Origin of the sequence: Streptomyces sp. NBC_00190 (genome assembly GCF_036203305.1) — a bacterium.
In the GTDB taxonomy this organism is placed as follows: Bacteria; Actinomycetota; Actinomycetes; order Streptomycetales; family Streptomycetaceae; genus Streptomyces.
On record NZ_CP108131.1, the window covers coordinates 4,254,335 to 4,275,480 of the forward strand.

General features: G+C 69.9%; 26 protein-coding genes, 1 tRNA gene and 4 pseudogenes. 18 read left to right on the top strand and 13 right to left on the bottom strand.

The annotated features are described in order from the left end of the window. Positions 1-49: 49 nt before the first annotated feature. The 4 genes from OG429_RS20500 to OG429_RS20515 all read left to right on the top strand — a co-directional run bounded on the left by OG429_RS20500 (position 50) and on the right by OG429_RS20515 (position 5,812). Positions 50-2,212, top strand: a complete 2,163-nt coding sequence (locus OG429_RS20500) for an MMPL family transporter (protein ID WP_328926749.1) — start codon at positions 50-52, stop codon at positions 2,210-2,212. Then, positions 2,209-3,408 carry a sensor histidine kinase gene (locus tag OG429_RS20505; protein ID WP_405679351.1) on the top strand — a complete coding sequence of 400 codons (1,200 nt, stop codon included), beginning with the start codon at positions 2,209-2,211 and terminating at the stop codon, positions 3,406-3,408. The genes OG429_RS20500 and OG429_RS20505 overlap by 4 nt, the downstream gene beginning before the upstream one ends. 80 nt (positions 3,409-3,488) lie before the next feature. Continuing rightward, entirely contained in the window at positions 3,489-4,094 is a 606-nt protein-coding gene (locus OG429_RS20510; protein WP_405681387.1) for a response regulator, read from the top strand. A gap of 449 nt (positions 4,095-4,543) precedes the next feature. After that, on the top strand, positions 4,544-5,812 hold the full coding sequence (locus OG429_RS20515) for a PP2C family protein-serine/threonine phosphatase (protein WP_328926752.1): 1,269 nt from the start codon (positions 4,544-4,546) through the stop codon (positions 5,810-5,812). Between the two features lie 218 nt (positions 5,813-6,030). Here the strand turns inward: OG429_RS20515 and OG429_RS20520 are convergent. Beyond that, positions 6,031-6,285, bottom strand: a pseudogene (locus OG429_RS20520) (NUDIX hydrolase); the annotation flags it as partial. A gap of 17 nt (positions 6,286-6,302) precedes the next feature. Beyond that, a pseudogene (locus tag OG429_RS20525) lies at positions 6,303-6,455 on the bottom strand (serine/threonine-protein phosphatase); the annotation flags it as partial. A 123-nt stretch (positions 6,456-6,578) separates the two neighbouring features. On the opposite strand from OG429_RS20525, the gene OG429_RS20530 reads away from it, so the two are divergent. Then, positions 6,579-7,847, top strand: a complete 1,269-nt coding sequence (locus OG429_RS20530; RefSeq protein WP_328926753.1) for an ATP-binding protein — start codon at positions 6,579-6,581, stop codon at positions 7,845-7,847. Between the two features lie 15 nt (positions 7,848-7,862). Here the strand turns inward: OG429_RS20530 and OG429_RS20535 are convergent, their stop codons facing one another. The 4 genes from OG429_RS20535 to OG429_RS20550 all read right to left on the bottom strand — a co-directional run bounded on the left by OG429_RS20535 (position 7,863) and on the right by OG429_RS20550 (position 9,332). Further along, positions 7,863-8,147: a hypothetical protein gene (locus tag OG429_RS20535; RefSeq protein ID WP_328926754.1), complete on the bottom strand. Its 285-nt coding sequence runs from the start codon at positions 8,145-8,147 to the stop codon at positions 7,863-7,865. 60 nt (positions 8,148-8,207) lie between these two features. Continuing rightward, positions 8,208-8,474, bottom strand: a complete 267-nt coding sequence (locus OG429_RS20540) for a hypothetical protein (protein ID WP_030821669.1) — start codon at positions 8,472-8,474, stop codon at positions 8,208-8,210. 94 nt (positions 8,475-8,568) lie between these two features. Continuing rightward, on the bottom strand, positions 8,569-8,757 hold the full coding sequence (locus tag OG429_RS20545; protein WP_328926755.1) for a hypothetical protein: 189 nt from the start codon (positions 8,755-8,757) through the stop codon (positions 8,569-8,571). 5 nt (positions 8,758-8,762) lie between these two features. Beyond that, entirely contained in the window at positions 8,763-9,332 is a 570-nt protein-coding gene (locus tag OG429_RS20550) for a DUF5994 family protein (RefSeq protein ID WP_328926756.1), read from the bottom strand. A gap of 318 nt (positions 9,333-9,650) precedes the next feature. On the opposite strand from OG429_RS20550, the gene OG429_RS20555 reads away from it, so the two are divergent. Further along, complete coding sequence (locus OG429_RS20555; RefSeq protein WP_328926757.1) at positions 9,651-10,148, top strand: DUF5994 family protein; 498 nt, start codon at positions 9,651-9,653, stop codon at positions 10,146-10,148. 49 nt (positions 10,149-10,197) lie between these two features. On the opposite strand, the gene OG429_RS20560 is transcribed toward OG429_RS20555, so the two are convergent. Beyond that, positions 10,198-10,398: a hypothetical protein gene (locus tag OG429_RS20560; protein ID WP_328926758.1), complete on the bottom strand. Its 201-nt coding sequence runs from the start codon at positions 10,396-10,398 to the stop codon at positions 10,198-10,200. A 132-nt stretch (positions 10,399-10,530) separates the two neighbouring features. Between OG429_RS20560 and OG429_RS20565 the strand changes: the two are divergent. Beyond that, positions 10,531-10,728: pseudogene (locus tag OG429_RS20565) on the top strand (tyrosine-type recombinase/integrase); the annotation flags it as partial. A gap of 169 nt (positions 10,729-10,897) precedes the next feature. Here the strand turns inward: OG429_RS20565 and OG429_RS20570 are convergent. The 4 genes from OG429_RS20570 to OG429_RS20585 form a co-directional block, all read right to left on the bottom strand. Continuing rightward, entirely contained in the window at positions 10,898-11,239 is a 342-nt protein-coding gene (locus OG429_RS20570) for a MerR family transcriptional regulator (protein WP_328926759.1), read from the bottom strand. An 820-nt stretch (positions 11,240-12,059) separates the two neighbouring features. Further along, the gene (locus OG429_RS20575) at positions 12,060-12,503 is read right to left on the bottom strand and encodes a DUF2267 domain-containing protein (protein ID WP_328926760.1); all 444 of its coding nucleotides are present in this window, start codon (positions 12,501-12,503) and stop codon (positions 12,060-12,062) included. A gap of 59 nt (positions 12,504-12,562) precedes the next feature. Continuing rightward, entirely contained in the window at positions 12,563-12,958 is a 396-nt protein-coding gene (locus OG429_RS20580; protein WP_328926761.1) for a DUF2267 domain-containing protein, read from the bottom strand. 100 nt (positions 12,959-13,058) lie between these two features. Then, positions 13,059-13,493 (bottom strand): Hsp20/alpha crystallin family protein, encoded by a 435-nt coding sequence (locus OG429_RS20585; protein WP_328926762.1) that lies wholly within the window; start codon positions 13,491-13,493, stop codon positions 13,059-13,061. Between the two features lie 129 nt (positions 13,494-13,622). Between OG429_RS20585 and OG429_RS20590 the strand changes: the two genes are divergently transcribed. The 7 genes and pseudogenes from OG429_RS20590 to OG429_RS20620 all read left to right on the top strand — a co-directional run bounded on the left by OG429_RS20590 (position 13,623) and on the right by OG429_RS20620 (position 17,183). Then, positions 13,623-14,291, top strand: coding sequence for an HSP18 transcriptional regulator (locus OG429_RS20590; RefSeq protein WP_328926763.1), 669 nt, complete (start codon positions 13,623-13,625; stop codon positions 14,289-14,291). A 75-nt stretch (positions 14,292-14,366) separates the two neighbouring features. Beyond that, a complete protein-coding gene (locus OG429_RS20595; RefSeq protein ID WP_328926764.1) occupies positions 14,367-14,765 on the top strand; it encodes an STAS domain-containing protein in 399 nt (132 codons plus the stop codon). A gap of 82 nt (positions 14,766-14,847) precedes the next feature. Further along, positions 14,848-15,129, top strand: a pseudogene (locus OG429_RS20600) (MFS transporter); the annotation flags it as partial. A gap of 145 nt (positions 15,130-15,274) precedes the next feature. Further along, a complete protein-coding gene (locus OG429_RS20605) occupies positions 15,275-15,673 on the top strand; it encodes a hypothetical protein (RefSeq protein ID WP_328930566.1) in 399 nt (132 codons plus the stop codon). Positions 15,674-16,276: 603 nt separating this feature from the next. Next, on the top strand, positions 16,277-16,543 hold the full coding sequence (locus OG429_RS20610; protein WP_328926765.1) for a hypothetical protein: 267 nt from the start codon (positions 16,277-16,279) through the stop codon (positions 16,541-16,543). Then, positions 16,540-16,908, top strand: coding sequence for a hypothetical protein (locus OG429_RS20615; protein WP_328926766.1), 369 nt, complete (start codon positions 16,540-16,542; stop codon positions 16,906-16,908). The genes OG429_RS20610 and OG429_RS20615 overlap by 4 nt, the downstream gene beginning before the upstream one ends. Then, positions 16,905-17,183, top strand: a complete 279-nt coding sequence (locus OG429_RS20620; protein ID WP_328926767.1) for a hypothetical protein — start codon at positions 16,905-16,907, stop codon at positions 17,181-17,183. The genes OG429_RS20615 and OG429_RS20620 overlap by 4 nt, the downstream gene beginning before the upstream one ends. A gap of 262 nt (positions 17,184-17,445) precedes the next feature. Here the strand turns inward: OG429_RS20620 and OG429_RS20625 are convergent, their stop codons facing one another. Then, positions 17,446-18,387, bottom strand: coding sequence for an alpha/beta fold hydrolase (locus tag OG429_RS20625; RefSeq protein ID WP_328926768.1), 942 nt, complete (start codon positions 18,385-18,387; stop codon positions 17,446-17,448). 127 nt (positions 18,388-18,514) lie between these two features. Here OG429_RS20625 and OG429_RS20630 point away from each other — a divergent pair, with 127 nt between their 5' ends. Then, positions 18,515-19,150, top strand: a complete 636-nt coding sequence (locus OG429_RS20630; protein WP_328926769.1) for a TetR/AcrR family transcriptional regulator — start codon at positions 18,515-18,517, stop codon at positions 19,148-19,150. Between the two features lie 381 nt (positions 19,151-19,531). Here OG429_RS20630 and OG429_RS20635 read toward each other — a convergent pair. Further along, positions 19,532-19,605 (bottom strand) — tRNA-Gly (locus OG429_RS20635). 176 nt (positions 19,606-19,781) lie between these two features. Here OG429_RS20635 and OG429_RS20640 point away from each other — a divergent pair. From OG429_RS20640 to OG429_RS20650, 3 genes are all read left to right on the top strand, one after another. Next, positions 19,782-19,994: a hypothetical protein gene (locus OG429_RS20640; protein WP_328926770.1), complete on the top strand. Its 213-nt coding sequence runs from the start codon at positions 19,782-19,784 to the stop codon at positions 19,992-19,994. 66 nt (positions 19,995-20,060) lie between these two features. Next, positions 20,061-20,648: a dCTP deaminase gene (gene dcd / locus OG429_RS20645; protein ID WP_328926771.1), complete on the top strand. Its 588-nt coding sequence runs from the start codon at positions 20,061-20,063 to the stop codon at positions 20,646-20,648. After that, a complete protein-coding gene (locus tag OG429_RS20650) occupies positions 20,645-21,145 on the top strand; it encodes a phosphoribosyltransferase (protein ID WP_328926772.1) in 501 nt (166 codons plus the stop codon). The genes dcd and OG429_RS20650 overlap by 4 nt, the downstream gene beginning before the upstream one ends. Position 21,146 lies beyond the last annotated feature (1 nt).

A 21,146-nucleotide genomic window follows, 5' to 3' on the forward strand; every position in this document is an offset into this window, starting at 1 on the left:
CGGGCGGGCCATCGGGGCCACCGGGCTGAGTCCATGCGGAGGGCCCGAGATGGGGCAGACAGGGCAGACGGGGCGAGCAGGCGTATACCGCAGGGTGATTCCGTGGGGTGTGCTGGTGCTGTGGGTGATCGCGCTCGCCGCCGCCGGGTCGTTCGCGGGCAAGCTCGCGGACGTACAGCGTGACCGGACGGCGGACTATCTGCCGTCGGGAGCCGACTCGACGCAGGTGGCCAGGCTCCAGGAGGAGCTGCCCGGCGGCGAGGTGACCGGCGTGCTGCTCGTCTACCACCGCGACGGCGGGCTGACCGCCGCCGACCGGGGCGCCGCCGAACGGCAGGTCGCGGAGGTCACGGTCCCGGCGGGTACGACGGATACCGTCGCCGCCAAGCCCCCCGTGCAGCTCGCCGGGTCGAAGGATCCCCGGGACTTCGGCGCGATCCTCCGCGGACCCGGCATTCCGTCCGGGGACGGCACCACTCTCATGTACGCGGTGTCCACGGCCGCGCCCGGCACGGACGACGCGGCGAAGAAGGCCTTCGTCGAGGGTGTACGGGCCCATGCGCGCGGTACCGACGGGCTGACCGTGTGGGTCGGCGGCGACGGCGCCGTCGAAGTCGACGCCAAGGAGGTGTTCGGCTCCATCGACGGGACGCTGATGCTGGCAACCGGCCTGGTGGTGGCCCTGCTCCTCGTCCTCACCTACCGGAGCCCGGTGCTCTGGCTGGTGCCGCTGGTGGTGGTCGGGGCGGGGGCGGTCTGCGCGCGGGCCGCGGTGTACGGGCTCGCCTCGGGCCTCGGGCTCACCGTGACCAGCCAGAGCGCCGGGATCATGACGGTCCTGGTCTTCGGCGCGGGCACCGACTACGCACTGCTGCTCGTCGCCCGCTACCGCGACGAACTGCGCCGCACGGCCCTTCCGTACGACGCGATGCGCACCGCGCTGCGCGGTTGCGGGCCGGCGCTGCTGGCCTCCTGCGGGACGGTCGTGGCGGGGTTGGCCTGTCTGCTCGCCGCCGACCTCAACAACATCCGCGGCCTCGGCCCGGTCGGCGCGGTGGGCGTACTGTGCGCGCTGATCGCGATGACGACGCTGTTGCCGGCGGTCCTGGTGCTGCTCGGACGGCGCGTGTTCTGGCCGCTGATTCCCGCGTACGGCAGCGAACCCACGCAGCGCCGACTCAACGTCTTTGCCGCGATGGGGAGTTCGGCGGGCAAGCGGCCGGTCGCCGTGCTCGTGACGGGAATCGTCCTGCTCGGCGCGCTGGCGCTCGGTGTGTTCAACCTGCCCGGGGCGCTCAAGAGGGAGGACAGCTTCACCAGCAAGCCCGAGTCGATCGCCGCCATGGGAACGCTGGCCAAGGCCTTCCCGGAGCGCAGCAGCCGGCCCATCGAGGTCATGGCGCCCACCGGAACAGCCGACCGGATCCTCGCCCAAGCCAGGTCCGTCGAAGGCGTCGCGAGCGCCGAGAGGGGCCGCAGCGGCGGCGGCTGGACCGAGATCGCCGTCACCGCCAAGGCCGCGCCCGAGTCCGCGGGGGAGAGCGCCGCCATCGAACGGCTCCGGGCCCGGCTCGACGGCGCGCACGTGGGCGGCGCGAGCGCCCGGCAACTCGACCTGGCCGCCACCAACGCCCACGACCGCCTGACCGTCATCCCCCTCGTCCTCGCCTCGGTGCTGCTCGTCCTCATCCTGTTGCTGCGCAGCCTGGTCGCCCCGCTGCTCCTGGTCGCCGCCGTCGTGCTGGTGTGGGGCGCGGCGCTGGGTATCGGCGGACTGGTCTTCGGCCCGGTGTTCGGCTTCACCGGCGTCGACCCGGGGCTGCTCCTGCTGACGTTCGTCTTCCTGGTCGCCCTCGGCGTCGACTACGGCATCTTCCTGATGCACCGCACCCGCGAGGAGACCCGGGGCGGGGCCGAGCCGAGGCAGGCCGCGCTGACCGCGTTGCGCACCACCGGCGGAGTGATCGCCTCGGCCGGGATCGTCCTTGCGGCGACCTTCGCGGTGCTCGCCTCGCTGCCCCTCGTGATGTTCGTGGAGATGGGCACGGTCGTCGCGGCCGGGGTCGTCCTGGACACCTTCCTCGTCCGCACGTACCTGGTGACGAGCGCCAGCGTGCTGCTCGGCCGCAGGGTGTGGTGGCCGGGCCGGCCTTCCGGTACCCCGACCCCGGTTGCCGGATCCGTGCCGGAACTGGTCGGCGACCGGCGATGAGCAACGATGTCCGGGTGGCAGAAGTGACCGACCCCCCGAGCGCGGCCGAGCGCGTACTGCGCGTACTGCACCAGGACCCCCTGGCGGCCCCGCACCCGACGCGGAACGACGCGGTGATCGCGGCCGGTGTCGCCCTGCTCGGCGGGGCCCTCGCGTACGCCGACACCGCGATGCGACCGGACGCGCTCGGGTGGGTGCTGCTCGCTGGCTCGGCCCTGTTCCTGGTGTGGCGGCGGCGCCACCCGGTCGGGGCGACGATCGCGACCGTCGCCTGCATCGCCCCCTACCAACTGCTCGACAACGCCCACGCCGCCCCCTTGCCGGCCGGAATGCTCGCCCTGTACACCGTGGCCGCCACCGGCACCGTCCGCCGGACGGTGCTGGTCGGCGGGAGCATCGTGGGCTTCGCGGTGAGCGCCATGTCGTCCAACGGCGTCCACCGCGCCCTGGACGTACTGCGCACGTCCGGCTGGCTGGTGGCGGCCCTCGTGCTCGGCGTCGCCGTCCGCAACTACCGCAAGTACCTGGCCGAGGAGCGCGCCCGGGTCGGACAGGCCACCGACCGCAAGATCGCGGAGGAGCGCCTGCGCATCGCCCGCGACCTGCACGACCTGCTGGCCCACAGCATCACGCTGATCGGTGTCCGTACATCGGTCGCCGCCCACGTCCTCACCGTGGACCCGGACCGGCTCGACCGGGCGGCGATCGCCGAGGCGCTGGACTGCATCGCCGACACCTGCCGCGAGGCCCGCGCGGAGCTCCGTACCACCCTGACCGTGCTCCGCGCCGACGAGCACGGGCCGCTGCCGGACCTCGCGGGGCTGCCCGATCTGGTCCGTACGGCCGAGGCGGAACTGACCATGGACACCGGCGGGGTCCATGTCCCGCCGGCCGTGGGTGCCGCCGCCTACCGCATCGTCCAGGAGTCGCTGACCAACGCGGTCCGCCACGCTGGTCCCGCCGCCACAGTCCGGGTCCGTCTGGCGGCGACGGGCGGGGCTCTGCGGCTCACTGTCAGTGACGACGGACGGGGCCCGGGAGCGGGTTCCACCACCCCGGGTTTCGGCATCGTCGGCATGGGCGAGCGGGCCCGCAGCGTCGGCGGCACCGTGCGGACGGGCCCCCGCTCCGGCGGCGGCTTCGAAGTCGCGGCGAGCCTGCCGCTCCCACCCCGTTCCCTGGAGGCATCCCCGTGACCACACCACCGGACGGTCAGGACCGCGTCATCCGGGTGCTGCTCGCCGACGACCAGACGCTCGTACGGGCGGCCTTCGCGATGCTCGTCGAATCGGCTCCCGACATGGCGGTCGTCGGACAGGCCGGCAACGGGCGGGAAGCGGTGGAACTGGCCCACGCCGAGCGGGCCGACGTGGTCGTCATGGACATCAGGATGCCGGGTACCGACGGCATCGAGGCGACCCGGCTGATCGCCTCCGCCGAGGACCTGGCCGGGGTGAAGGTCCTGGTCCTCACGACGTACGACACCGACGAGAACGTTGTCGAAGCGCTGCGGTCCGGGGCCTCCGGCTTCCTCGTGAAGGACACCAGGCCGGCCGAACTTCTGGCCGCCATCCGCACGGTGGCCAGGGGTGAGTCGCTCCTTTCACCGGGCCCGACGGCGCGGCTGATCGCCCGGGTCCTGCGCACCCCGCGCTCTGCCCCGGCCCCCGCAGCCCTCGACCCGCTCTCCGGCCGGGAGCGGGAAGTCCTCACCCTCGTGGCCCGGGGCCTCAACAACACGGAGATCGCCGACGCGCTGGCCCTGAGTCCCCTCACCGCGAAGACCCATGTGAGTCGGATCATGGGCAAGTTGGGGGTACGCGACCGGGCGCAGCTGGTGATCGTGGCGTACGAGTCAGGGCTCGTGGTGCCCGGAGACTGAGAGCCAACGAAGAAGGCCCAGGTCGCTGACCTGGGCCTTCCTATCTGAGCGGATGACGGGAATCGAACCCGCGCTATAAGCCTGGAAACCACCGATCTTGCCCGCAGGATCTGGCCCCCGACCTGCGCAAACGGGCGACAGAGACAACCCTGAGGCTCGCTCTGGCAGTCGCCGTTGACCGCTGTTCCCCGCCCTACCTGGCACGCGTCCGGCACGGCCAACCTTCTGATCGGTAGCTCTGGCCAGATCGGCCAGTGACGGCCATTCCGGCCGCTATCAGGCCCCGGAGGGACGCTACCGGACGCGGGCGATTGCCGGGGTTGCGGTACATGGCTGCTGTACCGCAACGCTGCCGACAACCGCTTCATACGTACCGCAGCAGCCCTTGTGTCGCCGCCTTGGGAGTGTCGCACCTGGAGTGTCAGCCAGTCCGGGGTAGACGTCTGAGGATGAACAATCCCGACACCTCCGGTGAAGCCTCGCCGTCCATGACCGACTACGAGGCGGTCTTTCGCGCGTTCCCGGGGCCTGCGCTGCTTCTCACCCCTGACCTGGTCATGATGGACGCCAATGACGAATTCCTGGACCGGTCCGGTCGCGGGCGTAGGGACCTAGTGGGCCGTTCTGTATTTGAGGTGTTCCCTGTGGACTCCTCAGATTCGGAGGCACCAGGCAGCCAGCTGCGCGCATCGATTGACCGGGTGCTGGCCACAGGGCGGCAGGACGCCATGCCGTTGCACCGGTACGACTTGGAAACGCCGGGGCGGTCAGGGGTGTTGGAGAAGCGGTACTGGAGTCCGGTCAATGCGCCGGTTCTCGGCCCGAACGGCCAGGTGGCCCTGATCATTTCCCGGGCGGAAGAGGTCACCGAGCTGGTCCGCATCCGTGCCGCCTTGCAGGTAGCCGGTGAGGCGCTCCGTGATGAGGAGACGACGACGGCCGGGCTGCTCGCGCGGTCCGAGGATCTAAAGGAACTCAACGAACGGCTACGCCTCGCCCATTCACGCGACCGTGAGATCGCCATCAGCCTGCAGCGCGCCATGCTGCCGGCCATCCCTGCGGGATTCGGCAATGTGGCGGTGCGCTACCGCCCCGCCTCCAGTTCACTCAACGTCTGTGGCGATTGGTATGACGTCCTCGACCTCGGGCGAGACCGCCTCGCCGTCGCTGTCGGCGACGTGGTCGGCCACGGCCTGGAAGCCGCAGGGGTCATGGGCCAGCTCCGCAGTGCCCTCAGCGCCGCCATCCGCGCAACCGGTGAGCCAGCCGCCGCCCTCAAGACACTCGCCATGCAGGCCTTCACGATCGAGGGCGCACTCGCCGCCACGGCCCTCCAAACAATCATCGACCGAGCCAGCCGCACCATCACGTACAGCCGAGCGGGACACCTGCCCCCCTTGCTGCTCCACCCGGAGGGCTGCATTGCCGAAGCCCTGGACGAAGTTGTGGACCCTCCCCTTGCGACGTGGGAACTCGACGCGGTCAGAAGCCAGGCATCGCTCTCCTACGAGCCCGGAGCAACCCTCGTGCTCTACACCGACGGACTTATCGAACGCCGCGGCGAAGACATCGACACCGGACTCGAGCGCCTCATGGACAGCCTCATGCGCCATTGCGACCTTGGCGCCGAAGAGCTCGCCAGCGCCCTGCTCGCCGACGTGCGTCCCACCGGCGACGGCCCGGACGACGACACCGCCCTGGTCGTCGTACGGCTATGAATGAACAGTCCGCACGGCACGGGCCCCGACTGCTGGTAGATAATCGCTGCTCGCCAGGTCCGTGTTCTCCCACCAGCCTCCCTCGCCGACGGCTACGCAGCCGCAGCACCCCACGGGGGCGGAGCGAGCCGAAGGCGGGAGCGTCGCCCCGAGCGGAGCCGGGAAGCCCGCCCGGCGGAGCGGAGCGCAGCCGGGTGCTTGATGAAGTAGGGAAACTCTCACTGCACGGGGAGCAGCTGGCGCCCGTCATGGCTCCGCACGTGAGGCCCGTCCCCGTCCAGGGCGTCCAGCAGTCTGATCCCATGGACATGGGACATCCGCTCGGACACTTCTGCGGGCGTGAGCCACTGGACTGCCGTGGTTTCGTCGGACGTGCGCTCGGTACCGCTGGAAGGCTTGCACCTGAACACCAGGGCCACGACGCCGACAACGACGTTCTTGTAGACCCCGGTCAGCTCGTCGACCTCGGCGTGGACCTGCGCGGCCTCGAGTCCTGAAGCCGGATCTGCGGGTCACGTCCCCCCACGCGGGCCATCGTCTCCGCAACCAGCGGGCCGACCAAATGGGGTGGCAGCTCGTGCGCCCCGTCCAGGAGCACCCCGAGCAGTTCCTCCCCCGGGTCCGCGCGGCCTCCGACGGTCATCCTGTTGCCTCCAACCAGGCGGCGGGCCGGCGCCCGCCCTCAACGGCACTGCCGGGGCGCGCGGTCGCTGCCGCGCGCGCCCCGGCTGATGATGGGAGTACGGCAAAACACGCGGAGCTGACCATGACGGGGTGGCATGTCAGGGACTACACCCAGGACGATCTCGAAGCGGTGCTCCGAGTCGACGCGGAGAGCGGCACGGCCGAAGAGTCACCGCTCTTTCCGCTCTCGGACGCCGTGGCGGCCCTCCAGGCCCTCCACCCGGCGGTGGTGGCCACCGCCGACGAGGAGGTGGTCGGCGCCGCGGTGAGCAGGGTGGACGGTGACCGGGCGTGGATCCTGCGCATCAGCATGGCGCCCGCCTGGCGGCACCAGGGGCTGGGCAGCGCCCTGATCACGGCCTTGGAGCACCGGCTGTTCACCGCTGGCGTCCGAACGGTGCATGCGGTCCTGCCCGACGGCGAGACCGGTGCCACCGCCCTGCACAACTGCGGCTTCGGCGCCCGTCCGGGCCTGGTCTTCTTCGAGAAGCGCGGGCGCGTGACCCCGCAGGCGGTCAGCATGCTCGCGTCGCTGGGAGCGGAGCTACCGCCCGGGGGACTGTGGCAGAAGGTCGCGGGCATGCAGAAGGAGAAGGAGCTCATCGAGCGGCGCCTGGTCCTGCCACTGGCCCATCCCGAAATGGCCGCCCAGCACGGCGTGGAGCTGCCGCGGGCCGTGATGCTGTTCGGGCCGCCCGGAACCGGCAAGAGCACGTTCGCGCACGCCATCGCCAGCCGCCTGCAATGGCCCTTCCTCGAACTGTTCCCCGCCCGGCTGGCAGCCGAATACGGACTGGCCAGCGGGCTGAACCGGCGCTTCGACGAGATCGCCGCGCTCGACCACGTCCTGGTCTTCATCGACGAGGTCGAGGAGATCGCCGGGACCCGGAGCGGCGCGGACGCAACCGCCGTCGGCGTCGTCAACGAACTGCTCAAGGCGATCGTCCGGTTCCGGGGCCAGGACGGGCGGCTGCTCGTCTGCGCCACGAACGACGTGACCACGCTCGACTCCGCGTTCCTGCGGCACGGCCGTTTCGACTACGTACTGCCGATCGGCCCGCCCGACGACCGCGCGAGGACCGCGCTGTGGGAGAGCTACCTGGCCCGGGCGGGCGCGCAGGCCGACAGCACGGCGCTGGCGATCGCCAGCGAGGGGTTCACCCCCGCCGACATCGCCCATGTGGCGCGCACCGTCTCCCAAGTCCAGTTCGAGCGCACCTTCGACACCGGAGCCCGGGCCCGCCCCACCACCGAGGACTACCTGCGCACGATCGGCGAAACCAGGCCCACGGTCAGCGCGGCCATGGCACAGGAGTTCGCCGAGCAGACCGAGAAGTTCGCCCGCATCTAGGCCGTCTCTCCCGGATCAGGGCGGGCCCGTGGCCGTCCCTTCCTCCTCTGCCTCCATGCGCCGGATTCCCTCGTGGGTGAGGGTGACCATCGCCGGGGTGTTGCCGGGTTCCCAGTCGACGGTGATCAGCCCTTCGCCCGCCAGGTAGGTGCAGGCGGCGGCCAGGTCCTGTTCCGGAACGTGGAGGTCGCGCCGCAGCTGTGCTCCGGTGATGCCGAGGAGGCGGTTGCCCTCGACGGCTTCGTACAGGACCCGGAGCACCTGGTCGCGGTAGGTCTTGCGTTCGCGCAGTGTGGCCATGACCGCGTCCTTTCGTGTGGGGTGGACGAGTGGGGCGGGCTCCGGGCCGGTCGGGGATGCTCAGATCTCGTCGGAGTGCGCGCCGGTGCCGGCCGGGGTCCTGCTGGCGGCCAGCCACGAGCGGGCGGGCCCCGAGGGTGTCGCCGTGTCTACGGTGAGGTGGAGGCGGGTGTTGCCGTCGAGGGCGGGGTAGCTGCGCTGTTCCGCGCCTGCGAAACAGCGGCGGAGCGCCTCCGCGACCGCCCGGGCGGCTTCCGGAGTGTGCGCGATGATCCGGACCTCGGCGTGCCCGAGCGAGGGCAGTGTCTGGGTCTCGATGTACTTCACGTGGGCGTGTTCCCTTTCGGAGTGGGCGAGAAGTCGGCGGGTCGGGGCACCGAGGCACCCCGACCGCTGCCCCCGGTCGGAGGAAGGCTGTTCCTCACCGGTCGGCACCCGTGTGGTGGGCTCGACGACCGGTGTCGTCCGGCAGGCCGGGAGGCCTCGGCAGGGGGTCACTGAACCGGTAGGCCTCGATCCGCGCGTCGTGCTGAGCGTTCAGCAGGTGGATCCAGCCCATTCCGATGCCGATCATGAGGATGATCACCGCGATGAGGACGATGGTCTCCACGGAGCTCACCTCCAGCCGTTTCCGGGCAGCGGCAGGGCGGTTCGGCCCATCGGCTCCCCGAAGGGGGACATGCAGGCCCCGCCCTCGTCCTCCCAGGTGGCTTCCCGGCGGCGGGCGTCGCGGATGCCGCGCCCAATGACGGTTTCGTTGGCCATCAGGACGTCTGCGGCCAGGACGCTGCCCGGGATCGCGGCGGCGGCCATCAGCCGGGCCGCGGCCGCGGGCTCGGTCTCGGGCGGGATCACCAGGAGGTCCCAGCGGCCGACGGTGTAGGAGAGCAGGATCAGCTTGTCGGGGTCCTGTTCGGTGAACCAGCCCACGTGCAGCACGTGCCCGGCCACGGCAACCGTGCGCGGGACGACCGGCCAGCGGCTGGGGTTCACGCTGACGCGGGTGATGCGCCCCCAGGTCTCGTCCAGCGCGGCGGCGAGAGCGGGGAGCTCGGCTTCGAGGTCACGAGAGTACGGCCACCAGGCGCCGTCCAGCCGGCCTGCCAGAGCGGACTTCGGCGTACGGGACAGACGGGCCGGGCGCAGGACAACAGCCGGCTGCGCAGGGTCGAGGGTCGTGGTCATGTCGCGGACCCGTCCCCGGACCGTTCGTGAACGGCCCGGTGCAGTGATCGCCGGAAACGACGTCCGCGTGGGAGCGGGTGTGCGAAATACTCCCGGTCTCTTCACCGTACTCCGGTTCGCGATCCAGGAAGCCGCTTCTGACCAGGTATTTTCCGGCGCAGACGGCGAGAGCGGCGCAGTCGGTTCCCCTCGCCGCACCGTGAGGGTGGGCGGAGTACCGTGAAACGACGGAGACGTTCCCCAGCTCAACAGCCTTTTCGACGCCGCTGCCGGCCGTTGAACGGGGTGCCGCCGCACCGCGAGACAGGCGGAATCACCATGGCCGCATCCGACAACCCCGCCCCTTTGAAACTCCTCCCGGACGCGATCCACCAAGCGGTCAAGCGTGGCGCCGCCCTGCTCCGGCTGGAAACCACACAATCCCGCCAAGGGCTCCTGGACGGCGCCTGGTGGCCGCGCTCCAGGGACGTCACGATCGAGCTGCCCGCACTGATCACGGCACTGACCTCGCACCTCGGGCCCATCACGCGGGTTGGCCTGGACACCTCCGCCTGGCAGGACGTCCCGACCCGTCTGGTCATCGACGGCCAGGTCGTACACCTGGACGCCGACCCCGTCGGCGACGACACCGTCCTCGTCACTCGCGGCCACAACGACCACTTCGCCCTGCTGGTGGTCCCCCCGGACACCACCGCCGACGCCGCCCGCGAAGCGATGGCCCGCGCCGTCCGCGCCGACAACATCACGCAGGCCACTCAGATCCTCATCGCCACCACACCCGAACCTGAGGAGCCCGCCGCCGAGGCGGCGGGCTGACCCCGAATCCTCAGTGGCCGAGTGGCCGAGTGGCCGAGGGGTGCGCCGGTCAGAGCCCCTCGTCGTGCAGGTCCTCCTCGCGCAGAAGATCGTCCTCGCCGCGGCGTGAGGTCTCCTTCTGACCGGGCTTGTGTCCCTTCTCGCGGGAGGACTTGCCGGGCTGGGGCTGCGCAGGGTCTCCGGGGCGACGGTGTTCCTGCGCCTCGCGCCCCTTGCCCGGCTCCTGGCGCTTGTCCTGCCTACCGTCCATGACGGCGACTCCTCTGGATGCGTGGGGTACGGATTCCTCTCCGATCACGCTGACACGTGCCGCGACGGTCTGCATCATGTCGACTGCGAAGCGAGGCACACGGATGACGCCCTTCCCCGGTGCGGCAGCGCCGGAAGGACGGCCTCCACCCAGTCCGGCGCGACGCTCAAGAACACGATGGTCCGCGTCGGCCAGTCCTCGGAGAAGGCCGCAATGATCTACCAGCACTCCGACGAGGAGCGTCAGCAGGAGGTCGCCGGGGGCATCGACGCCAGAGTGCGCGCCGCCCGCGACAAGGGGTTGGTGAAGAGGCAAGCGAGGGGTGCCTGACGACGGGTGGGTGGGGAGGGCTGCGCGCCTCCCTCGCCCACCGACTCTGAGATTGGCTGCGTGTGCCGTTCGGCCGGGTCCGGCGGCCGGGGTACGGCACACACGGCCTCGGTCGCTCCCGCTATGAAACGCCCCGGCCCACGGCATCCTTGGCTCGCAGGCGCAGTCGTCACACTGCGGCTGGTGGATTGGGTGTTTCGGCGGTGCGGCGGTATTCGGCGTTGATGCGCTGGGCTTCCGCGAGCTGGTCTTCGAGGATGACGATGCGGCAGGCGGCCTCGATGGGGGTGCCCTGGTCGACGAGCTCCCGCGCGCGGGCGGCGATGCGCAGCTGGTAACGGGAGTAGCGGCGGTGTCCGCCCTCTGAGCGGAGCGGGGTGATGAGGCGGGCTTCTCCGATGGCGCGGAGGAAGCTCTGGGTGGTGCCGAGCATGGCTGCGGCCCGGCCCATGGTGTAAGCGGGGTAGTCGTCGTCGTCGAGACGATCGTCGAACGAGTCGTGTGCTGTCATTTGCACCTCTCTCTGTGGAACGCGTGGAGGGGCCCTGGTGCCGTACGGCACCAGGGCCCCGAAGGAACTGCTACACCATCTGCCGACCCTAGTACTCCGTCGGCCTTCTGTTTCCGCGGACCTGACCTGCACTCGGCCGGGGGCGCGGGGATCGCGGTTGCTTGACCGGAGACCACCTCACTATCGATGTCCTGCGGTACCCGGGCTCAGCCTTTCGGCCCGGGCGATCCTGATGGCGGTCAACTCCTCCGTTCTTCCCTCTGGACCGATCACTTGCCAAACGGGGGACTGCGTACTGCTGTTGATGCGAACTGCTCAGTGGCCTGCGGTAGCGCCACTCTCCGGCAGCCAGCCCCGTCGCCCATCCTGCGTCTGCTCTGGCTTAGAACCCCACTGCCGAACTTCCCGGTACGCGCGCCCGCAGCCGACGCCTTTACCGAGGTACCGCTCACTGACTGCACTGCTGGTACTGCGAACTGCACTTACTGAACTGCCACTGCGTTAACTGCGGTACTGCTCGTGGCAGCCCCTGATCACTGCGGGCCGCCCGGTCCGGTCGTCAGTCCCGTCGCCGTCCTGCAACAACCCTGGCTTCGGAACTCCACCACCGCACCGCCCTGCGCATTGCGTGTACTGATGCCCGGCAGTTCGTCTCTCCGGGCCTTGCTCGATCTCGGCTACGAGAGAAACCATAACCACACCGCAATCGAATGTCTACTGTGGCCATCACAGATTTTCGCGTGTTCGACGAGGAGGTAATCGGGGGTCGAACGCAACCCTGTATCCGCGCGCTGGGCAGCCAGAACGGGGTGGGGCGGGATCAGGCGGCGGGCTGGGGCTGCCGCAGTTCTGCCTGGCCGAAGAGGAGTGCGTAGCCGCCGGGAAGCTGGTGGAGGATTCGGGCGAGGAGGTCGGGGCCTGCGAGCCGGGAGACGACGGCGAGTACGGCGCCGGTGTCCCAGCGCGCGGTGGCCGGGGTGCCCCCGGTGCGGGCGGCCAGCTCTTTGACGAAGCCCCAGCCGGTGAGTTGTTCGGTGTCGGGGATCTGGGCGGTCAGGGTGAGGGCGGCCTCGACGGGCAGGCACTGCGCGAGATCGACACGCTCGTCTCCGGTGATCTGCCGGCCGAGGGCGGCGAGGACAGCGCGGACGGCTTCCTCGGCGCGTTCGCGGGTGGGATAGGCGCCTTCGTAGCGCACGCGTTCCAGCATCTGGTCGAACGTCATGGCCGCGAGGGACGGGTTCGCTCGAGGCTGGTCGTACATGGTGCTGCAGCTGCCTTTCTCTTCGAGGGGTTCGGGTTACGGACGGTGGCGGCGGGCAGTCAGGTGGGCTGGGGGTGGCCGAAGAGGAGGTCGTAGCCGGGCGGGAGCTGCAGCAGGACCTCGCGCATGAGGACGTCTCCCGCCGCGGCGGCCACGGTGGAGAGGACCGCGCCGATGTCCCACAGGGCCGTCTTCTCGGTGGCGCCTTCGATCCAGGCCGCAGCCGCGCGGATGAAGCGTTCAGGTGAGAGCGGTTCGGCGGCCTGCAGGGGGTTGAGGAGGATCAGGGCGTACGTCTCGGGGAGCCGGGCGGCGAGCTCGGCCCGCACGGTGCCGACCAGGTGTGCGCCCAGCAGGGCCAGGACGACGCGGGCCGCCCGTTCGGCCTCCTCCCGAGTCTGATACTCACCGCGTTCCTGGACGTGGTCCAGGAACGCCTCCCGGCGCATCGTCATCACGTCACCTCCGGATAGGGGTGAAGGGGCGAGGGGGTGCGGAGGACGGGGTGCCGGAGGGGGAATCGGTTCCCCGTCCTCCGCCGCTGGTGCCGGGCTGTCAGCCGGAGATCTGCTTGCGGCCGGACTCGCCGCCGATGCTGATCTTCCGCGGCTTGGCGCGCTCGGCGATCGGGATCCGCAGGGTCAGGACACCCGCGTCGTACTCGGCTTCGATGCGCTCGGTGTCGAGGGTGTCGGCCAGCATGACCTGGCGGGAGAAGACGCCGAGGGGCCGCTCGGAGAGCTCCATCTGCACGCCGTCGGACTTCTCCGCGGGCCGACGCTCGGCCTTCACCGTCAGCATGTTCCGCTCGACGTCGATGTCGATCGCCTCCGTGCTCACGCCGGGGAGGTCGAAGGCGATCACGTACACGTCGCCTTGGCGGTAGGCGTCCATCGGCATCACGGACGGCTTCGACCACGTGCCCGACGCACCCGAAAGCTGCTGAACGATCCGGTCCATCTCGCGGAACGGGTCAGTGCGCATCAACATCGCGAAACACCTCCAGTTGGTTCAGGCAGAAACTGCCAATGCGCTTCAACGTGCTCCCGTTGTAACATGTCATTGAAACGATGACAAGCAAGGAGTCATCTGGAGGATGACAGAGTCACGGAGAACGCAATGAACGAGGCCGCCGAGCCGATCACACCAGTCCCTTTCCTGGCTGCCGCCGCGGCGCTGGAGGCCATCAACCAGGCCGTCAAGGACGCGCAGCAACCCTCCGCGAGAACCCCGACGGCCGAAGCGGCGCCCGCGGCGGACTCTGGCCCGCACCCGGCTCTGGCCGCGCTGCTGATGCTGCGCGAGGTCCGTGAGCAGCTCGCGGGCTGGGAGAGCGGCCTGATCGAAACCGCCCGCGGTAGGGGCGCGAGCTGGGCCGACCTCGCAGGCCCCCTCGGGGTCGCCAGCCGGCAGGCCGCCGAACGCCGCTACCTGCGCCTGCGCCCCGGCACCGCCGGAAGCACGGGCGAGGAACGCGTCCAGGCCACCCGTGACACCCGCGCCGCCGACCGCACCGTTACCGCCTGGGCCCGCGACAACGCGGCCGACCTGCGCCGACTCGCCGGGCAGGTCACCGCGCTCACCGGCCTCCCCGCCAACGCCCAGGACGCCATCGGCGACTTGAACCTGGCCCTCGCCGACAACGACGCTGCCCGTCTCGTTCGCCCCCTGACCGCCACCCGGGCCCATCTGCGGCCCGAGGACGCCGAGCTCGCCGAACGTATTGACGCCTTGACCCAGCACACGAACCAGCTCCGCCAGGACACCCACGACCAGCGCAGCACGTGACACGTAACCCGCGAACTATCGACTGGCCAACGGGCGTCGGGAGGGCCACGCCCGTAGATGCAAGGAGTGATCACCATGGTCGAACACCCGCCCCGGACGGCCGGCGGTAGCGACGTCGCCGTAGAGGTCCTGGACCACACCGTCGCGGTCAGGCTCACCGGCGAGATCGACCTCGAGACGGCGCACTCCCTGCACTTCGCCCTCTCCGAAGCTCTCGCTTACGCGTCACCGGCCAAGCCGGTGGCGGTCGACTGCAGCCGCCTCACCTTCTGCGACTCCTCGGCACTCAACGCACTCCTCGCCGCACGACGCGCAGCGCAAGAGACCGGCGCCGTCATCCGCTTGGCCGCCCCCAACCCCCAGCTCCGGCGCCTCCTGGAGATCACCGGCACCCTGGCTCTCTTCCCCGTGGACCAGGACCCGCCGCCGGCCGGCCGCGTTCCCGGGCGGCGCCCGGATGGACCCTCGCAGTAGGCGCCGACTGCCGATTCCGATCCCAGCCAGGACAAGTGGCTGACCCCGGGTGTGAAAGGCATTAGAGGGCATCTCCGACCCGATGGCAGGGGCGGCAAGGCTCGGGGGTGGCGTTCTCGCGGACGGCCCGGCGCGTCGGCCGAAGGTCGCCGTCGGGGGCTGTGCGACGACGGCAGTGCTGGGCGCGGCCACCGCCGGCGCGACAGCGGTATGGCAGGTGGGCCTGCTGCGCGCCGCCGCCTGGATCGCGCGCGGTCTGCGTGTTCCCGACCGGAACGCGCTCCTGGCGGACATAGTCCCCGCCAAGGCGTACGGACAGGCCTATGGCTTCGAGCGGATGATGGACAACCTCGGCGCCACCTTCGGACCGCTCCTCGCCCTCGGCCTGGTGGCCTGGCTCGGCGTCCCATGGGCCATCGGCCTCTCCGTTCGGCAAACTGCTGGGAGCGGTTGCTGCGTTCGAGGTCGGCAACGTCGCCGCGCCCCTGCTGATCCTGCGCGCCTCGGACTTGCTGGCCCAGGAACACGGCACGAAGACGGCGACGACGATCGCACTTGGCCTTTACACCGCCTACAACGTCGCGGCCACGATCGCCTCCGTGCCCGCTGGCCGGTTCTCGGACCGGCTCGGCACCCGAGGCCCAGCCGTCGTCCTCGCCGGCGTAGGCATCGGAGCGGTCGAGACCGCCGAGCACTCCGCCGTCGCGGCTCTCGCCCCGAAGGGCCTGCGAGGCTCCGCCTTCGGCATGCTCGCCACCGTCCAGTCGCTCGGCAACCTCGCCGCCTCCACGATCGCCGGCCTCCTGTGGACTCTCGTCTCCCCGACCGCCGCCTTCGCTTACCTCACCGCCTGGATGGGCGTCGCCCTCATTGGTCTGCTTTGGTCCGCCCGGCGTGCGCGCGGGTAGATGCCGCCTGAGTGGACACCGTCCGTCAACTGCCTCTTTGGGAGCGCGAATTCGCACCCGGTGTCGCCGATTATGGCGCAGGTCACAGGAAATGCGTCTCGTGATATGAGGCGCCACAGCGTCGGGGTGGTGCAAGTGGTGCACGGAACGCCCCCGGCCAGGGCGTTTCAGCGACTTGGGGCACGCGGAGGGCGCGGCGAGGGCTGAGAGGTATAGACAACGAAGAAGGCCCAGGTCGCTGACCTGGGCCTTCTTGCAAGAGCGGATGACGGGAATCGAACCCGCGCATAAGCTTGGGAATCACCCGGCACTCAAGGGCCTGCATGGCCTCTGACCTGCTGAGATGATTTTCTGGAGCAGCGTGGGAGCGGACCCGTCAGGCCCTCTGTTGACCGCTGTCTACCGCCTCTACTGGCACGTTGTGGCACGGCCGGCGGCTTCGCACGGCTCCTGACTGCCGTGAGGTGACCCCTGGGAGCCCGGCGCCCGTGCGCTTCAGGGTTCAACTCCCACCCATTTCCATGGTGCCTCGCTCCTCTCGGCCCGGTCCTCCAGCGAGAGAGTCCATAGCGTCAAGTCATGGTGACGGTTTATGCTCGGATCGTGCGAGCCGCGAGTGAACCCCTGACCGACGACGAGAAGACCGACCTGGACGAAGCCCTCAAGGCCGTCCGCCGGGCCGAGCAGGCCCTTGCCCGGGCGCAGGCGCACCTCAATCGCACGGTGGGCCGGATCGGCTCCGCCGACCGCTACGGGCAGAAAGCTGCGGCAGGCCGCCGCGTCGGCTGGTCCCGCCAGCACGTCACCACCCTTGCCAACGCCTACCGTGCGGGCGAACTTGACCAGGAGGAGAGGGCCGAAGCCGCATGAGCACCGCGCCCCAGTCGTCCGCTATCCCGCAGCCGCCCGCCCAGCCCGAGGCGATTCGCGCCGCCCTCGCCCAGGTGGCCCCGCAGTTGCTCGCCGACTTCGACCGCGACCGCGCGGCCAGCACCGCCCGCGCGCGCGCCGAGGTTTCCGCCATTCCCCTCCGCACCTTCACGGAGGCGTGGGCCGTTGAGGTGGCCATTGCCCGACACCCGGAAACCGCCACCCGGCTCCACGCGCTTGAGGCCCGCGCCGGGGAGGTCACCGACCTCGGCGATGCCCGGGACATTGCCGCCGAGATCAGCCGCATCCGCAACGCCGCCGCCGCCGAGGCGGGCCTCCGTACCGCGGGCGAGGCTTCCCGGTGACCGACGACCGTTGGGTGTGGGAGTACGCCTTCCACGCAGAGGACGAGGAGGGCTACCCGAAAGTTGTGCGCGACGAAGTGAAGGCTGTCGCCGATCAAATCGTCGAGCTGGCCAACCTCGGCGTCGACCCGTCCGAACTCGGCGACCCCACCCCCGGTACGGCTCGCCGTCACATGCTTCTCTCCGGCGGGTGGTTCGAGACCCAGGCGCTCCCGCGGACGAGGCCACGCCTCCTGGCCGTGGTCCTGGTCGTACCGCCGCCGCACCTGCTCTGACACGAGAAGGGGCAGGTGGTGCGGCGGTGGTGGGCGGCGCCAGGAAGGGCAGAGCGGATGACGGGAATCGAACCCGCGCCATAAGCTTGGGAATCACTCGGCACTTGGGCGTGCGTATGCCCTCTGACCTGCCGGAATGTCCGCCAGCTGAACCTGTTCCGGCTGCTTCTGGGAACCCCGTGGTGACCGCTCTTCACCGCCCCTACTGGCACGTTGTGGCACGGAGCGGGCGCCGCCGACGCCGTTTCTCCCTGCCGTAGCCCTATGCGCCGCCGACCGCAGCAGGGTCGAGGGAGTCGACGTCTTCCATGAAGGACAGCATCCGGGCATTGACCACGTCGGGGTGGTCGATCTGCGGGCCGTGCCCCGTCGCGGTGATGATCTCGGCGCGGGCTCCGGGAACAAGGCGCGGAACGCGTTCCAGCTGCCGCTTGGGGTGTACGAGCAGGCTGTGCTTGCCCATGATGACGTAGAGCGGGGTCCGGATGGATCGCAGCGCATCCTCGGCCAGCGGCAGCGGTGCGGGGCGGCGGATCCGGTACGCACGGGCGCCGAGCTGGATCCATTTGCGCATCTCGGGGACGGCTATGACCGGCTGGTCCAGCCACTTGGCGAGCCGGGGGCGCAGCGCCTTGGGGGCGAAGGTGGCGAACAGGCTCACGAAGACCCAGGCGAAGAAGCGCAGGCCGACCTTCTCCAGGCCGCCGGGGTCGAGGGCGGTGACCGAGGCGAGCCGTCCGGGCCGTCGGTGGGTTTGGTTGAGCACGAGCCAGCCGCCGTAGGAGGAGCCGACGAGGTGGACCCGGTCGAGGCCGAGAGCGTCGAGGGCCTCGTCCATCCACTGTGCGGCGCGCTCGGGCTGCCACATGGGCTCGCGGTGGACGCTGCGGTTGGCGTCGCCGGGGGTGTCGAGGGCGTAGACGGGGCGGTCGAGGCTGAGCCCGGGGGTGTTGGGGTACCACATCGCCGAGCTGTAGCCGGCGCCGTGGATCAGGACGATCGGCGTACGGGACTCGGCGGCGGGGTCCGAGGGCCCGTACCGGTAGACGTGGGTGGTGCCGAAGCTCGTCTCCACGTCCGTCTCGGAGTGGGCGGGTGCCCCCATCGCGTAGAGGACGTCGGCGGCGGCGAAGTAGCGGTCGCGCAGGGCGTCGTTGACGTAGCGACCGACGTCGCGGCGTACGCGGGCGGTGTTCTCGGGCACGGCGGCACCTCCGGTGAAGATCCATTCTTCGTGGTACGACCGTACCATCAATGTGGTACATCGGTATCATGAAGGGGTTCGGGTAGCGGAGCGCGAACCCACTATCGACGGGCGGGGACACGGGAACATGCCGAAGCGTGTGGATCACGAGGAGCGGCGCGCCCAGATCGCCGAGGCGCTCATCCGGGTCGCGGGGCGGCGGGGGCTGCATGCCGTCGGCATGCGTGACGTGGCCGCAGAGGCCGGTGTGTCGCTCCGGCTGGTGCAGTACTACTTCGAGACCAAGGAGAAGCTGCTCTTCTGCGGCCTCCGGCACCTGACCGACCGCTTCGCCGCGAGGGTGTGTGCCCGCTTGGCCGCTGCCGGCCCGGAGCCGGGCCCGCGCGCCACGGTGGAGGCGCTGCTGCTGGCCTCGCTGCCGACCGACGAGGAGAGCCGCACGTTCCACCTGCTGTACAGCTCCTACGCGATCCTGTCGGTGACCGACGAGGCGCTGGCCGCCCAGCCCTTCATCGACAACCCCGACGCCGCGGAGAGCGCCGTGACCGGCCTGCTCGAACAGGCCCAGGCGTCAGGTCTGGCCGATCCCGGCATCGACGCGCGCACGGAGGCGATCAGCCTGCTCGCGATGGCGGCGACCATGGGCACCAGCATCCTCGTGGGCCAGCGGAGTCCGGAGTCGGCGATCGCCGTGCTCCGCCACCACCTGGACCGGATCTTCACGGCTGTCAGGACGTCCGAGCGGGGAGCGGGATCAAACTGATGTGTCACGAAGCACCATGGAGGGTTTCAGCGCGTTCATGGCGACAGAGGACGCATTCGATCCGGAGGCGATGCTGAGCCTCTACGACTCGGTCGGATGGGAGGACCACGAGTCGACACCCGAGGACAAGCGCAACCACGCGTTCTACCGAAGCCTGGGTTTCTGTCCTACGAGGAGAAGGAGATGGCGGGCTTCGGACTGCCCAGGAACCGCCCCGACCTGCGCAACGCGGCGCCCTGACCGGATCCGACGCGGATCCCCACGTCAGCTGAGCACCAACTGCGGGCCATGCGGGGGCCCATGTGGTGCACAGGTGGTGTGAGGCTCGGATCTGGATCGGGCAACAAACAAGCCCCAGGTCGTTGACCTGGGGCTTTGTTATGGAGCGGATGACGGGAATCGAACCCGCGCTATAAGCTTGGGAAGCTCATGTTCTACCATTAAACTACATCCGCATACGTTCCAGTTGCCCGGATCTGTATCGTCACCCACTCTACCCCATGATCGACCCCCGGTGAATCGACCGCGGGGTCGTTGTCGTGTGTGGCGTGCACCGAGGCGTGTGGGTGCGGGAGTTGGGGCGTACCGTGTGTGCGGAGCGGCGGCTGGAGTGGGTCCTGATCATCCCCTAATGTGGCGATTCATCGCAGTACGGCTCGTTGGGGAAAGGGACTCGATGGAGCACACCGTCGTCCGTTGTGCCGAAGGGCACGTTTTCAGTACCGCCTCCTTCCCGCTGCAGCACCTCGGTGCCGGCCGGATCGGGCCCGGACGGTTGCTGCGGTGTCCGCGCTGCGCGCGGCTGAGGCAGGCCGTGCCCGTGGGGCCGGCCGTCAAGCGATAGCGGACGGGCGCGCGGGCCGCCGCTCTCGATTGGGGGTGGCCCGCGCGCACTGCGTATCCTCGGGACGTGCTTCTCTCTGACAAAGACATCCGGGCCGAGATCGACAGCGGACGGGTTCGCATCGACCCGTTCGAGGAATCGATGGTGCAGCCCTCCAGCATCGATGTACGTCTCGACCGGTTCTTCCGGGTGTTCGAGAATCACCGCTACGCGCACATCGACCCCGCCGTCGAGCAGACCGACCTGACCAGGATGGTCGAGCCGGAGGGCGACGAGGCGTTCATTCTGCATCCGGGTGAGTTCGTGCTCGCCTCGACGTACGAGGTCATCTCGCTGCCGGACGACATCGCCTCCAGACTGGAGGGGAAGTCCAGCCTGGGCCGCCTCGGCCTGGTGACGCATTCGACCGCCGGGTTCATCGACCCCGGGTTCTCGGGCCACGTGACCCTGGAGCTGTCGAACCTCGCCACCCTGCCGATCAAGCTCTGGCCGGGCATGAAGATCGGGCAGCTGTGCATGTTCCGGCTCAGCTCGCCCGCCGAGTTCCCGTACGGCAGTGAGCGCTACGGATCCCGGTACCAGGGGCAGCGCGGGCCGACCGCCTCGCGCTCCTTCCAGAGTTTCCACCGCACCCAGGTGAGGCACGAGGCATGAGTGACGGAGTACGCGAGAACCTCGACTACGAGGGATTCGGGCGGGCTGTGCGGGAGCTCGCGCAGACCATCGCAGACGACGGCTTCGAGCCCGACATCATCCTGAGCATCGCCCGGGGCGGGGTGTTCGTCGCCGGCGGACTGGCGTACGCGCTCGACTGCAAGAACATCCACCTGGTGAACGTCGAGTTCTACACCGGTGTCGGGACCACGCTGGAGATGCCGGTCATGCTGGCTCCCGTGCCCGAGGCGATCGACTTCACCGACAAGAAGGTCCTCATCGCCGATGACGTGGCCGACACCGGCAAGACGCTCAAGCTCGTGCACGACTTCTGCCTCGGGCATGTCGCCGAGGTGCGGTCCGCGGTCATCTACGAGAAGTCGCACTCCCTCGTGAAGTGCGAGTACGTGTGGAAGAAGACGGACGAGTGGATCAACTTCCCCTGGTCGGTGGAGCCGCCCGTCGTGAAGCGTGAGGGCCAGGTCCTCGACGCGTAGC